The organism is Gordonia hankookensis, from assembly GCF_014673215.1.
Lineage (GTDB): Bacteria > Actinomycetota > Actinomycetes > Mycobacteriales > Mycobacteriaceae > Gordonia > Gordonia hankookensis.
The window spans coordinates 215,778-229,376 of sequence record NZ_JACWMS010000002.1 but is presented as its reverse complement, the minus strand read 5'-3'; the positions used below and the strand labels follow the sequence as shown (position 1 = coordinate 229,376).

The window sequence follows — 13,599 nt, the reverse complement described above, 5'->3', positions numbered from 1 at the left end:
CGTGACCACCGACAGCACGCGGCTCACGAGTGGGGCCGCACTCGGCGAGAGTTCTGCACCGTGGCGTGAGCGGCTGGCGTCATTGCTGGACGCTTACTCCCGGCGACCCCGGCCGGGCAGCTCCCGTGCCCGGTTCGATGCCGCGGTAGCGTGGCAATCGGAACTGGTGGACGCCGGCCTCGCGGCTCCCGGGTGGCCGGTGTCGGCGGGCGGCATGGGACTCGACCTCGACGATCAGCTCGACTACTACCGGATGACCTCGGCGGCGCGAACCCCGAAACATCCCTGCAGCCTGTCGTTCATCGTCGCCCCGACCCTGATCGTCCACGGGACACAGCAGCAACGGGATCGCTACCTCGAACCACTGCTGCGCGCCGACGAGTTCTGGTGCCAGGGATTCTCCGAGCCCGGCGCCGGAAGCGATCTCGCGTCCCTGTCCACCCGTGCGGTCGCCGACGGCGACGTGTACCGAGTGACCGGACAGAAGATCTGGACCACGATGGCAGACCGGGCCGACTGGATCTTCGCCCTGGTGCGGACGGGGCCGCCCGGCCGCGGGACCTCGGGTATCACCTACCTGCTCATCGCCATGGACTCGCCCGGCGTCGAGGTGCGCCCGCTGCGCGACGCCGCAGGCGGACACCATTTCGCGGAGGTCTTCTTCGACGATGTCGAGGTGCCCATGGCGAACCGTGTGGGGGAGGAGGGGGACGGGTGGTCGATCATGCGGACCTCTCTCGGGCACGAACGCGCGACCGCGTTCCTCGCCGACGAATTCCGGTACCGCAAGACCGTCGACCAGGTGCTGCGTCTGGCCGTCGAGCAGGGGCACCGCGACGATCCTCTCGTCCGGCAGCACGTCGCCGACCTGGAAACCGATGTCCGTACCATCGCGACCAACAGCGCTCGCGCACTGAGTGCGGTTCTACGACAAGAAGATCCCGGTGGTGTCGCCTCGATCAATCGCCTGGTCAAGTCCGAGTTCGAGCAGCGACTGCACGGGCTGGCACTCCGGTTGACCGGCCCGGGCGCCGCCCTCGGCAGTCGGTCTGCCGGCGCGGTCGACGGTGGTCGATGGACGTACGGGTATCTGATGTCGCGGGCCTCGACCATCGGTGCCGGCACCGCGGAGATCCAGCGGAACACCATCGCGGAGACGGTTCTCGGCCTGCCATCGCATCGCGGTGAGGGCCGTCGCGATCCGGTCGTGGAACCGGGACGCCCGTTGGCGGTGCCGGAGAGCGATGAGCGCGCAGTCCGTTCGGCGGTCGCAGGCGTGGTGCATTCCCGAGTCGAGACCGATCGGATTCTCCACGGTCGTGTGGACACGGCCGAGCTCTGGGATGCGCTGGTGGATTTCGGTCTGCCCGGACTCGCCGCACCCGAATCCCTCGGCGGTGGTGGTGCTTCGCCGCGGCTGCTGTGTGCGGCGATCGAGGAGGCGGCATACCGACTCGCCCCGGTACCGCTGGTCCCCACCGTCGCCGCGCTCGCCCTGCTGCTCGCGTGCGGCGCCGAGGACGCGGCCGCGCCGGTGATCGCCGGAGCCCGTTGCGCTGTCGCCGTGGCCGTCGATGACTTCGGATGGTGCCTGGACGACACGGCTCCAACGGTGACCGACGGAGTGCTGACCGGTGTGGTGGACCGCGTCGTCGGGGCACCCGACGCCCAGATCCTCGTGGTGGTGGCGCGCAGCGCCGACTCCGGGGAGGTGGCCGTGGTGGTCATCGAGCCCGCGGATGCGATGGTCACCCGCCAGGATCCGCTCGATCTCACGTCGTCGGTGGGTGCGGTATCCCTCGACGGTGTCCGTGGCGACGTGGTCGCGGTCGGGCCGCAGGCCCGGCGCGGCATCGAAGAGGCACAGCGGATCGCGCATCTGGCGATCGCCGCCGATTCGGTGGGTGTCGCCAATCGCGCCCTCGCCATGGCCGTCGACTGGGCCGGACAGCGGGAGCAGTTCGGCCGGATCATCGGATCGTTCCAGGCGGTGTCGCATTGCTGCGCCGACATGCTCGTCGAAGCGGAGGGCGCACGGAACCAGGTCCTCGCGGCAGCCGATCTCGACGGCGACAGCGTGGAAGCGGAACTGTCGGCGCAGCTGGCCGCGGCTCATGCACTGAGCGCTGCGGTGCGCGTGACCGAGTCATGCGTGCAGGTGCACGGTGGTATCGGCTTCACCTGGGAGCACCCCGCACATCTGCTACTGAGGCGGGCCCTCGCCAACGAGGCCTGGTGCGCGCGACCAGAATCCCTTCGTGATCGGGCTGCCGGCCGGGTGCTGGCGCAGTTCTCCTGAGCGAACAGGCGTGAGCACTCGTACCGTCGGGCTGGGCGGGACGGCGCTCACAGACCCGGCCGGCCGCATGATCGATCACGCGGCCGGCCGGTGTCATGGCCGAACAGTTCGGTTCAGACGTCCCACTCCAGGATGATGTTCCCGTTGGGACCGAGCTGGCCGCCGGACTCCGTCGGGTGCGATTGCGGAGACAGCCGATAGTTCGGGATGTACCGGTGCCATTCCTCGAGGGCGATCCGTAGTTCGCGCCGTGCCAGGTGGGAGCCGAGGCAGCGATGTGGTCCGGCGCCGAAGGCGATGTGATTGTTCGGGCTGCGATCCAGGTGAACCTCTTTGGCGTCCTCGTAGACGGATTCGTCCCGGGTCGCCAGGTTGAGCGGTAGGCACACCATTTCCCCGGCCTTGATCGGGCATCCGGAGATCTCGGTGTCCTCGAGGACCTTTCGCGAAGGGATCACGATGGCGAACGCGCGCAACATCTCCTCGATCGCCGATGGGATCAGCTCGGGATCCTCGACGATCGCCTGCCGGTCCTCCTGGTGCGTCGACAGATAGAGGAAGGTCGTCCCGAGGGTGGCGGTGACCGTGTCCAGACCTGCCATGAACATCAGGATGCAGAAGGACTCCAGATCTTCTTGCGTCGCAGGCGCATCATCGATCTCGAATGCGATGGCCTTGCTGATCAGATCATCCTTCGGTTCTGCACGACGTTCGTCGATGAGCCCGCGGAAGTATTCGGTCAACTCGACAGTCGCCACCCCGCGTCGGCGTGCGGTCTCCTCGGCGTCGCCGGACACATGCAGGATCTCGTCTTCCCAGTGCAGGAACTTGTCGAGGTCCTCGAACGGCATCCCCATCAACTCGAGAAAGATGAACGACGGGTACTGGAGTGCGAAGTCCTGCATGAAGTCGCACGTGCCCTTCGCCGCGATCGACTTGATCAACGAGACGGCACGCTCGCGAACCTTGTCCTCGAGTCCCTCGACGTTCTTCGGCGAGAACAACGGATTGAGCTGCTTGCGCCACTGTTTGTGCTCGGTGCCGTCGAGCATCTGTGGGATCCAGCGGAAGGTCGGGTTCGGATTGAAGACGGTCACTGCGGTATTCGAGAAGACCTTGGCGTTCTGGTACGCCTTCAGGATGTCCTCGTACCGCGTGACGATGTAGTGGCCGTTGGCGAACTCGTTGCGAATGACAGGGGCCTCGTCACGGAGGTCGTCGTAGCGGGCGAGCTTCTCGCCGAACGGCAGTTCGGCATAGTGATTGAACTCGTGGATCGGGCACGTCGATGCGGGTTCGGTGGTGCTCATGATCTCCTCCTGTGGTCGTGATCGGTGGTGGCCAGGGTGGGGCGCGGTTCAGCGGGTGTGTGCGGCCGACACCGGCTCGCCGAGGTCCATCGGTCCGAGCCGGGCGGCGGCGAGCAACTCACCGATGTCGACCGCGAGGTCATCGGCCGCCGTGGTCGCGGCATCGAGGTCCTTGGTCAGATATCGGGAGATACGACGGCTGTAGGCTTCCGCGTCATCGCCGGAGGCGGCGATGTACCGAGATGCGGCGCTGCCGCCACTCGCATCCGCGAGCAGGTCGAGGAAGGCGTGCTCGGTGATGCCGAGGTCGGTGGCTGCCTTGAGGGCCGACAGCGTCACCTGGGTGCACGCGGCGAACAGGGCATTGTTGAGCAGCTTCGCCGACAACGCCGTGCCGGATGGGCCCATCCGGTGAATCGTGGCTGCGTACGCCCCGACGATCTCGGCGGACCGGTTCATGGCGTCGTCGGCGCCTGCGAGCAACACCGTGAGCGTGCCCTGCCGGATCAGCTCGGGGGTCCCGCTGAACGGCGCATCGACGATGGCCACACCCCGCGGATCGCCGATTCCATTGAGGCGCTGGATGGTACGGGGGCTCCCGGTGGTGTGCGAGACGAACACGGAACCCGGCGTCATCCGTTCGATGATCCCGCCGGCGACCTGGGTCAGCTGGGCGTCGTCGAAGAGACATGCGATGACGACGTCGGATGTCGCGAGGTCTTCGGCAGTGGGCACCATTGTTGCGCCGAGCCGGGTCAGGCGGTCACGGACCTCGGGCCGCCGGGCGAACACCGCAGGATGCCGGCCCGCGGCGAGCAGGCGTTCGACCATGGGCTCGCCGATCTTTCCCGCTCCGACGAATCCGATCCGCGTGTGGTCCATACAGTTTCCTCGTGGTCGTGTGTGATCGGCGGGTCGACGGGGCCCTCAGCCCGTCGCGACGCCCCAGATCATCGTCTTGGTCTGCAAGAACTCGTCCATGCCTGCCGCGCCGCGTTCGCGTCCGAGTCCGCTCTGCTTGTAGCCGCCGAAAGGGCCGTCGGGATTCAGGCCGCCACCACCGCCGTTGATCGTGACGTACCCCGTACGGAGCCTCTGCCCGATCTGAGAGGCGCGGATGGGGTCGTGTGCCCAGACCCCGCCGGCGAGTCCGTAATCACTGTCGTTCGCGATCCGCACGGCCTCGTCGTCGTCGTCGAACGGCATCAGGATCATGACCGGCCCGAAGAATTCGCGTCGCGCGATGGTCATCGAGTTGTCGACGTCGACGAAAAGTGTTGGTTCGATGAAGAAGCCCGCGGTCAGATGTGACGGTCGGCCACCGCCGACGGCCACGGTCGCGCCCTCGGCGATCCCGGTGGCGATCAGTTCTTCGACACGCGTTCGCTGGGCCGCGCTACCCAGCGGCCCCATCGTGGTGTCCGGGTGTGCCGGATCGCCGACGGTGACCGCTGCCAGCCGATCCTTCACGAGTTCGAGCAATTCGTCGTATCGCGACCGGTGTACAAGCGTCCGGGTGAGATATGCGCAGCCCTGCCCGGCATGCAGGATGGTGTCCCGGATGACCGATTGGGTGGCACGCGTGAGGTCGGCGTCATCGCAGATGATGTTGGCGGACTTGCCGCCGAGCTCGAGGACGACCTTCTTGAGTGTCGGTGCAGCCTGTTCGAAGACCTTGCGGCCCACGATGTCCGAGCCGGTGAAACTGACGACGTCGACCATGGGGTTGGTGGTGAGCTCGGTGCCTGCGTCGACGTCACCGGTGACGATGTTCAGCACACCGTCGGGAAGACCTGCCTCCTGGGCGATCTCGCCGAGGACAAAGGCCTCCAGGGGTGTGGTCGGTGCGGGCTTGAGAACAGTCGTGCATCCGGCGGCGAGAGCCGGACCCAGCTTCATCAGATTGAGGAAGAACGGAAAGTTGTACGCGGAGACCAACGCCGCGACGCCGAACGGCTCGCGCCGGACGACGCCCTGCCCGATGCCGGCGCCGACGTTGGGTGGCAGGCCGACCTCGAGTGGGAACGTGGGCAGGACGCGCTCGGCCATGTCGCGGAAATGGGCTATCGGGATACCCGTCTGGAAGGATTCGGCTCCTGCACGGGTACAGCCGGTCTCGGCGATGTTGAGCGCGATCAGCTCCTCGCGACGTTTCTCCATGGCCTCGGCCATCCGGATCAGGATCGCCGAGCGCTCCCGGACGGGCATCTGAGGCCAGGGACCCTCGTCGAACGCGCGTCGCGCGGTCTCGATCGCACGGACCGTGTCGGTTCGGCTCCCGACCGGTGCGACGCCGATGATCGCCTCGGTGGCAGGATTGATCACCGGCTCCACGCGACCGGTCTCGCTGTCGACCCAGCTGCCGCCGATGAACAGCCGGCGGTACTCCTTGATCATGGACATCCGCTCCTACCTCAGCGAGTACGGGTTGGTGTGGGCCAACGCGGTGCCGGCATCGATCTTCATCTGCATCCCGGTCACGAACTCGGCGTCATCGGACGCGAGGAAGAGGACCGCCTTGCTGACCTGTTCGGGTTCCACCCACGGCACCGGCATCGGCTGAACGGTCGCAAAGGCGTCGACCACGTCGTCGCGGGTCGGGGTCTCGAGATCCGGACGGAAGGTCTTGTACATCGGACCGCTGTGGAGCATGTCGGTATTGCAGTTGGTGGGGTGGATGCAGTTGACCCGAATGGACTCCGGAGCGAGCGTCAGCGCGAGATCGTGAACGTACTGTGCAACAGCACGTTTCGAGTGCCCATAGCCGAATCCTCCCGGGCCCAGCACGTCGATCCCGCTCCCCTTCATCAGCGCTGCCGCCGACCCGGTCGCGATGATCGACGCGCCGGATGACAGATAGGGGAAGGCGGCGCTGACCGTGTTGATCACGCCGACCAGATCGACATCGACGGCATCGAGAAATGCGGTGCGTGCCACATCGCCGAGCGGGCAGATGCCTGCGTTGGCGACCACGATGTGGAGTCCGCCGAGCTCGTCGACACCTTCCCGGATCGCCGTACGCAATTGACCGGGTTCGCGGACGTCGGCAATCGCGGTCAGGCAACGGCGATCCTCTTTCTCGACCAGGCGGCGCGTCTCGTCGAGATCGTCCTCGGTCGCGAGTCCGTATTCGTTGGTCGCGATATCTGCGCAGAGATCGATTGCGATGATGTCGGCCCCCGCGGCCGCGAGCGTGACCGCGTGACTGCGACCTTGACCGCGCCCCGCGCCGGTGATCACCGCTACTCTGCCGTCCAACTTGCCCATCGTCCGATCTCCGTTCTGTCTCCTGGCCGTCGAGTCGGATCTGATCGACCGGCGTTCGACATATCTAAACTAGTTCAACTAGTACCGCTGCGGAAGCGATCCCCGCAACGCCCGATATGGGCAGAATCGCAGCTGACCCCATGGTCCGGTGGCGACGTCCCGGTGATCGAGACACAGGGATGGCCCCTTCGGTCCGATAGGGAAGCCTCGTCTGGGGGGTGTCGAGCGTGCGGTGCCGCGCCCACTGCCGTGCCCACATAGTTAAACTAGTTACCGTAAAATTGACTCGGCTCTCAGGAGGACTCCCATGCCGCTGCAGGATCACATGCACCTGATCTCGACAGACGATCACCTGATCGAGCACCCGCGTCTGTGGCAGGACCGCCTGCCCAAGAAATTCCTCGACGCCGGACCGAAGATCATCGAGAAGGAGATGCCGAAGTCCATCCACTCGGGCGACGGCGGCCGTGGCACGTCCGGCACGAAGATCGCCGAGGTCTGGCAATACGAGGGACGGATCTATCCCTACATCGGGCTCAATGCCGTCGCCGGGAAGAAGCCGGAGGAGTACGGCGCCGAGCCGACCCGGTACGAGGACATGATCCCGGGCTGCTACGAACCCAACGCCCGGTTGAAGGACATGGACATCGACGGCGTCGAGGCCACCCTGTCGTTCCCGTCCTTCCCGCGATTTGCCGGCACCGTCTTCCTGGAGGGCGAGGACAAAGAACTGGCGCTGCTGTCGTTGCAGGCGTGGAACGACTATGTCCTCGATGAATGGTGTGCCACCGACCCGGACCGGCTGATCCCGCTGGTCATCCTCCCGATCTGGTCGATCGAGGAGTCGGTGAAGGAGATCTACCGAACGGCGGCCAAGGGTGCGCGCACGATCTCGTTTCCCGAGAACCCGCATCCGCTGGGGCTGCCGTCATTCCATACCGATCACTGGGATCCGATCTACCGCGCCGCGGTGGAGACCGGTCAGCCGCTGTGTGTCCACTTCGGCACCTCGGGCAAGCCTCCGATCACGGCGCCGGAGGCCCCGATGGCGGTGATGACCGCACTGTTCGGGTGCAACTCGATGTACGCGACCGCGGACCTCCTGTTCTCGCCGACCTTCCACAAGCACCCGGATCTCAAGTTCATGCTGTCCGAGGGCGGTATCGGCTGGGTGCCGTACATGCTCGAGCGGATGGACGGGGTGTGGGAGAAGCATCGCTTCTACCAGAACATCGATCAGTCGGTTCGGCCCTCGGAACTGTTCGCCCAGCACATCTTCGGCTGTTTCATCGATGACGAGTTCGGCGTGGCGAACCGTCACGCGGTCGGCATCGACAACATCACGTGGGAGGGTGACTACCCGCATTCGGACTCCAACTGGCCCAACAGCCGCAAGATCGTGCACGACACCATGCGCGACATCCCGGACGACGACGTGCACAAGATGGTGGAGCTCAACGCCAGACGACTGCTGAACTTTCCTCGTCGTTCGACGAATTGATCGCGACAACAGGACGGACCCCGACCATGGACGAACCGATCGAGCAGCGACCTGAAGACGACTGGGTGGACCAGGATCTGCTGACGCGCGAGCTCGCGGGATCTCTTCTCGACGAGGAGATCGCCGCGGAACGAGACCGCATCGACCGGGTCGACCGGGGTGTCGGTGGCGACGACATCGTGATGAGCCGTGCCGACATGGCCCGTCGGCTCGCCGCGATGGAAGCGATACGCGCCGATGTGGACGTCAACGTGACCATCCAGTTCTGAAGCCCGGCGGCACAGCGGTTCACGTGGACCGCGAACCGGCCGCAACTCAGTACCGACAGTGGTGAAAGGTTAACCGTGAGTACGGAAACGGCTGCGAAGGCAGACGCGGAGGAGATCTACACCTTCAAGGACGAGGACATCGCACGCGCGCGGGACATCGTGGGCGTCTACCACGCAGTGCGAAAGCGCGAACAGTTCTCGCGGGCGAGCCCCGACATCATGCGGGCGTTCGCGCGTAGCTACGGTGACGACAATCCGCTGTTCGTCGACGAGGACTACGGCCTCGACACACGCTGGGGGGCGCAGATCGCACCCCCGATGATCAACATCGCGGTGACCAAGGATCTGCTCGCCGATCCGATCCCGAAGGAACAGCGGCGACCGCCGTTTCGCGGCATCCATGTGTTCGTCTCCGGCAGCACCACCGACTGGTATCGGCCGGTCTTCGACGGCGACATCATCTATTCCTTCGAAGGTTTCGACAATGTGGAACTGAAGGAATCGGAGTTCGCCGGACGCTCCCTGCTGGTGACCCGGATTCACGTTCAGTTCAACCAACGGGCCGAGATCGTCCAGATCCAGCGCGTGCTCACCATCCACACCGAGCGGCACGAGTCGAAGAAGCGCAAGAAGTACGACACGATCGAGCGGGCCACCTACACCCCCGAAGAGATAGCCGCGATCGACGAGATCTATGCCGCCGAGCAACGTCGTGGTGCCGAGACGCGGTACTGGGAGGACGTACAGGTCGGCGAATCCCTCCCGAGGATGGCCAAGGGGCCGCTGACCGTAACCGACATGGTCGTCTTCCATTCCGGTGGATATGGTTTCGCGCCCTACACACCGTGCACAGGTCGGCTGTGGCACCAGAATCGCCAGCGCATCGGTGCCTTCTACATTCCCAACGAGCAGGGTGTGCCGGATGTGGCGCAGCGGATTCACTGGGATGCCGAGTACGCCCGTTCGATCGGGCTGCCCGCGTCCTACGACTACGGGATGATGCGGGACTGCTGGCTCACGCATGTGCTCACCGACTGGATCGGCGACGACGGCTGGATCGACTCGATGTCGAGTCAGATGCGCAGATTCAACTATCTGGGCGATACGCACACGTTCACCGGTGAGGTCGTCGGGAAACGGGTGGAGGGCACCCGTCACCTCGTCGACATCGAGTTCCGTGGCACCAGTCAACGCGACGAGGTGACGTGCCCGGCGACCGCCACGGTGTCGCTGCCGAGCCGGGAGACCGGGTTGGCGACGCTGCGCAAGCCGCCGGCCGAACTCGAGGCGATCGCCGCCCAGATGATCAAGCGGCACGGCGAACTACGCGCCGCCAAGCGGACCGGCCGGGTCTGAGGCAACTGACCACCACGGGTCCCGTCTTTCGGGGATCCGCGAACGGGATCGTGAAGGAGAGAATCAGGATGCGATTGACCGACCACACATTCCTGGTGACCGGCGGCGCCTCGGGCCTCGGCGCCGCGACCGCCGGGGCGATCGTCGGTGCGGGTGGCCGCGTGGTCATCGCGGATCTGCAATCGTCGGATGGCAAGGCGACCGCGGAACGGCTGGGACCGGCAGCGGTGTTCGCGCCCGTCGACGTGACCGACGAGCAGAGCCTTGCCGATGCGCTCGACGCCACCGAGTCCCACGGTCCGTTGCGCGGCGCCGTGCACTGCGCCGGTCGCGGCGGAGACCGCCTGCGGATCCTCGACAAGGCGGGAGATCCGGCGCCCCTGCAGAGTTTTCGCGATGTACTCGAGGTGAATCTCATCGGGACGTACAACGTCCTGCGGCTTGCCTCGGCGCGCATCGCACGCCATGATCCGATCGACACCGAGCGCGGCGCCATCGTCCTGACGGCATCGGTGGCCGCTTTCGACGGTCAGATCGGCCAGACCTCGTACACCGCCTCCAAGGCGGCGGTACACGGCATCACGCTGGTCGCCGCCCGGGATCTGGCCAGTGTCGGAATCCGGGTCAACACCATCGCCCCCGGCACCTTCGACACGCCGATGCTCGCCCGGTTGCGAGATGACATCCGCGACGGGCTCGCGGCGTCGGTGCCCTTCCCCAAGAGGCTCGGTCTGCCGGAGGACTACGCGGGAATGGCGCTCACGTTGTTGCAGAACGCCTACGTGAACGGTGAAACGGTGCGACTGGACGGCTCGATCCGGATGGCCCCGCGATGACCGATCAGGCCCCGACGGCAGATCAGGCCCCGACAGCGGATACGGCTGGTGCGCGGGTGCCGGAGATCCTCACCGAGGTGACCGATGGCGTCCTCATCATGACCATCAATCGTCCGCGGCAACGCAATGCGATGACCAAGAGCGCCGCCGAGGAGCTCGCCGCTGCGCTGGATCGTCTCGACGACGACCCCGGAATCTCGGTCGGAGTACTCGCCGGAGGCGGTGGAACATTTTGTGCGGGAATGGATCTCAAACGCTTTCAGCTCGGTGAGCGACCGGTGGTGGCTGGGCGTGGATTCGGCGGGCTGGTGCAGTCGCCGCCGGCGAAACCGCTCGTCGCGGCCGTCGAGGGCTGGGCACTCGGCGGCGGGTTCGAGATGGTCCTCGCGGCCGATCTCGTGGTGGCGGGCGAGAGTGCCAAATTCGGTCTGCCGGAGGTCAAGCGCGGCCTCATCGCGCGGGCGGGCGGCATCTTCCGGACACCCCAGGTGCTGCCGCGGGCGGTTGCACTCGAGCTGCTCCTGACCGGTGAGCCGATGAGCGCCGCCGAGGCGGAGCGTCACGGTCTCATCAACAGGGTGGTCTCGGATGGACAGGCCGTCGAGGTGGCGCGGGAACTCGCGGCCACGATCGCTGCCAACGCGCCCCTGGCAGTCCGGGCGAGCAAGGCGGTGGCGCGGAGTTCACGCACGTGGACCGACGACGAGGCCTTTGCGGGCCAGGTTGCCTTCACCGATCCGGTTTTCGCATCAGCGGATGCGCAAGAGGGGCCCGCTGCCTTCGCCGAGCGGCGACCGCCCCGATGGACAGGGCGCTGAGGAGTCTCGGCTGTCGCGAATGCGTCGAATCGGCAGGCGCGAGAGCACGCCTGCCGATTCGACGTTGTGGAGGCTCGATGAGGTCAACGACCGAGATGGCTGTCCAGCAACAGCTGTGCGGTGGACGTGTAGTCGCCGTATCCGCCGCGGAAGAAGAGCAGTGGGCGTTTCACGGATGCCACGGTCAGGTCCTGTATCCGACCCACGACGAGGAAGTGGTCTCCGAGTTCCACGGTCTTCTCGATGGTGCAGTCGACCCAGGCCACGACACCGTCGAGGATCGGGTTGCGATACTCGGATTGCTGCCACGTCACCCCCGTGAACCGATCAGTGCCGCGTTTGGACATCTGACGGCACAGCCATTCCTGATCGGAGGCGAGAGCGTTGGCGCAGAACCGGTCCGCGTCGAGGATCTTGGGCAGCGTGGTCGAGGACCGATCCACCAGAAACGAGACGAGCGGCGGGTCCAGTGAGACAGAGGTGAACGACCCCACCACCATTCCGGCCGGTTCGTCGTCGGTGACCATGGTGGTCACCGCCACGACTCCGGTGGGGAAATTGCCGAGGACGTCACGCAGGTAGCGCGCCTCGAAGACCTGAGCAGTGTTGGGGTCGTCCATCTTTCCTGTCCTTTGCGTTCGGCGGCGGTCGCCCTCAGATGGTCACCAGCATCCCGGGTGGCGTCTCGAGGCCCATCTTGTGCAGGGAGTTCGAGTGGTAGGCGACACCGTCGACGTGGATCATGTGTTGCAGTCCGACATGGGCGTCGCGCCAGTACCGCTGCATGGGGCTGCTCTTGCGGATGGCGACGCCGCCCGACCGCGCGAAGATCTCGTCGAGCGCGGACACGGCCCGCCACGCGCACCGAACCTGGTTGCGACGCTGGTTCGATCGTTCCTCGGTGGTCGGGGTACCGCCGTTCTCGATGATGTCGTGTAGGCGGCCGATGCCCTCGATCAGCTGCACCCGCGACGCCTCGATCTCTGCTGCGGCCTCGCCTGCCGCGTGCAGTACGTAGGGATCGTCGCGGACCTGGACACCCGTCACCGCGACGCGGTCCTTCTGAATTGCCAGGTGGGTGGCCAGGGCGCCTTCGCAGATGCCGATCACGGCGGCTGTGATGCCCAGCGGGAACATCACTCCGAAGGACAACTTGTACACCGCCTCCTCGCGTCCCGAGCGTGCCGACGCGGTCCCGTCGGAGATGTCGTTCTGGGTGACGGTGCGATAGGAGGGTACGACGGCCTGGTCGACGACGACATCCTTGCTACCGGTCCCGCAGAGCCCGACGACATCCCACGAATCGTCGATGAGCTGGTAGTCGGACCGGGGGAGCACGACGTGCATCACCTCCGGCGGCATCAGGGGTCTGCCCGACCCGTCGCCCTTCATCGCTCCGAGGAAGTCCCATTGGCAGTGGTCGGAACCCGACGAGAACGGCCAGCGCCCGCTGAGTACGAACGAATCGTTCTCGACCGGATCGGCGATGCCGTTGGGCATGTACGGCGAGGCCACCCAGGTGTCCGGGTCGTCGCCCCAGATCTCTTGCTGGAGGCGCCGGTCCATCTGTGCCAGCTCCCAGGGATGAACGCCGACGACGCCTGCGACCCAACCCGCCGCAGGGTCGTTGGCGGCGATCGCCATCACGGCCGCCGCAAAGTCGCGGGGATGCGCGGCATAGCCACCGAAATCGGTGGGCTGCAGCATCCTGATGACACCGGTCTGGCGGAGCAGGTCCGCGGTCTTGTCGCTGAGTTTGCCCAGCTTTTCGTTCTCCTCGGCCAGGGCTGCCAGTTCCGGGCCCAGCTCCTCGATGCGCTTGATGACTTCGTGTGCCATGCCGTCGTACCTCTGACTTCCTTCTCGTGCTTCTCCCCGCCCGGCGGCAGGATGTCCCGATTCTGTTGTGTGGGATCGTCGCGCGCCCGGTTCTGTCCGCTCAG

At 66.0% G+C, this 13,599-nt stretch carries 11 protein-coding genes and 1 pseudogene; 6 read left to right on the top strand and 6 right to left on the bottom strand.

The features are described 5' to 3' along the window. Nucleotide 1: 1 nt before the first annotated feature. Nucleotides 2-2,299, top strand: a complete 2,298-nt coding sequence (locus IDF66_RS08340) for an acyl-CoA dehydrogenase family protein (protein WP_190266485.1) — start codon at nucleotides 2-4, stop codon at nucleotides 2,297-2,299. Between the two features lie 113 nt (nucleotides 2,300-2,412). Here the strand turns inward: IDF66_RS08340 and IDF66_RS08335 are convergent, their stop codons facing one another. The 4 genes and pseudogenes from IDF66_RS08335 to IDF66_RS08320 all read right to left on the bottom strand — a co-directional run bounded on the left by IDF66_RS08335 (nucleotide 2,413) and on the right by IDF66_RS08320 (nucleotide 6,876). Next, nucleotides 2,413-3,609 carry a cytochrome P450 gene (locus IDF66_RS08335; protein ID WP_164307415.1) on the bottom strand — a complete coding sequence of 399 codons (1,197 nt, stop codon included), beginning with the start codon at nucleotides 3,607-3,609 and terminating at the stop codon, nucleotides 2,413-2,415. A gap of 48 nt (nucleotides 3,610-3,657) precedes the next feature. Continuing rightward, nucleotides 3,658-4,497, bottom strand: a pseudogene (locus IDF66_RS24120) (NAD(P)-dependent oxidoreductase); the annotation flags it as partial. 39 nt (nucleotides 4,498-4,536) lie between these two features. Further along, nucleotides 4,537-6,006, bottom strand: a complete 1,470-nt coding sequence (locus tag IDF66_RS08325; protein WP_190267393.1) for an aldehyde dehydrogenase family protein — start codon at nucleotides 6,004-6,006, stop codon at nucleotides 4,537-4,539. Between the two features lie 12 nt (nucleotides 6,007-6,018). Further along, nucleotides 6,019-6,876 (bottom strand): mycofactocin-coupled SDR family oxidoreductase, encoded by an 858-nt coding sequence (locus IDF66_RS08320; RefSeq protein WP_164307413.1) that lies wholly within the window; start codon nucleotides 6,874-6,876, stop codon nucleotides 6,019-6,021. Nucleotides 6,877-7,183: 307 nt separating this feature from the next. Here IDF66_RS08320 and IDF66_RS08315 point away from each other — a divergent pair, with 307 nt between their 5' ends. The 5 genes from IDF66_RS08315 to IDF66_RS08295 all read left to right on the top strand — a co-directional run bounded on the left by IDF66_RS08315 (nucleotide 7,184) and on the right by IDF66_RS08295 (nucleotide 11,656). Further along, nucleotides 7,184-8,377: an amidohydrolase family protein gene (locus IDF66_RS08315; RefSeq protein WP_190266483.1), complete on the top strand. Its 1,194-nt coding sequence runs from the start codon at nucleotides 7,184-7,186 to the stop codon at nucleotides 8,375-8,377. Nucleotides 8,378-8,403: 26 nt separating this feature from the next. Further along, nucleotides 8,404-8,646 carry a hypothetical protein gene (locus IDF66_RS08310; RefSeq protein WP_164307411.1) on the top strand — a complete coding sequence of 81 codons (243 nt, stop codon included), beginning with the start codon at nucleotides 8,404-8,406 and terminating at the stop codon, nucleotides 8,644-8,646. Nucleotides 8,647-8,721: 75 nt separating this feature from the next. Next, nucleotides 8,722-10,002, top strand: coding sequence for an FAS1-like dehydratase domain-containing protein (locus IDF66_RS08305; RefSeq protein ID WP_190266482.1), 1,281 nt, complete (start codon nucleotides 8,722-8,724; stop codon nucleotides 10,000-10,002). A 68-nt stretch (nucleotides 10,003-10,070) separates the two neighbouring features. Then, nucleotides 10,071-10,838 carry an SDR family oxidoreductase gene (locus tag IDF66_RS08300; RefSeq protein WP_190266481.1) on the top strand — a complete coding sequence of 256 codons (768 nt, stop codon included), beginning with the start codon at nucleotides 10,071-10,073 and terminating at the stop codon, nucleotides 10,836-10,838. A 56-nt stretch (nucleotides 10,839-10,894) separates the two neighbouring features. After that, nucleotides 10,895-11,656, top strand: coding sequence for a crotonase/enoyl-CoA hydratase family protein (locus tag IDF66_RS08295; protein ID WP_190267392.1), 762 nt, complete (start codon nucleotides 10,895-10,897; stop codon nucleotides 11,654-11,656). 83 nt (nucleotides 11,657-11,739) lie between these two features. Here IDF66_RS08295 and IDF66_RS08290 read toward each other — a convergent pair whose 3' ends face one another. Further along, complete coding sequence (locus IDF66_RS08290; RefSeq protein WP_164307408.1) at nucleotides 11,740-12,276, bottom strand: flavin reductase family protein; 537 nt, start codon at nucleotides 12,274-12,276, stop codon at nucleotides 11,740-11,742. 34 nt (nucleotides 12,277-12,310) lie between these two features. Next, nucleotides 12,311-13,495, bottom strand: coding sequence for an acyl-CoA dehydrogenase family protein (locus tag IDF66_RS08285; protein ID WP_190266480.1), 1,185 nt, complete (start codon nucleotides 13,493-13,495; stop codon nucleotides 12,311-12,313). Nucleotides 13,496-13,599 lie beyond the last annotated feature (104 nt).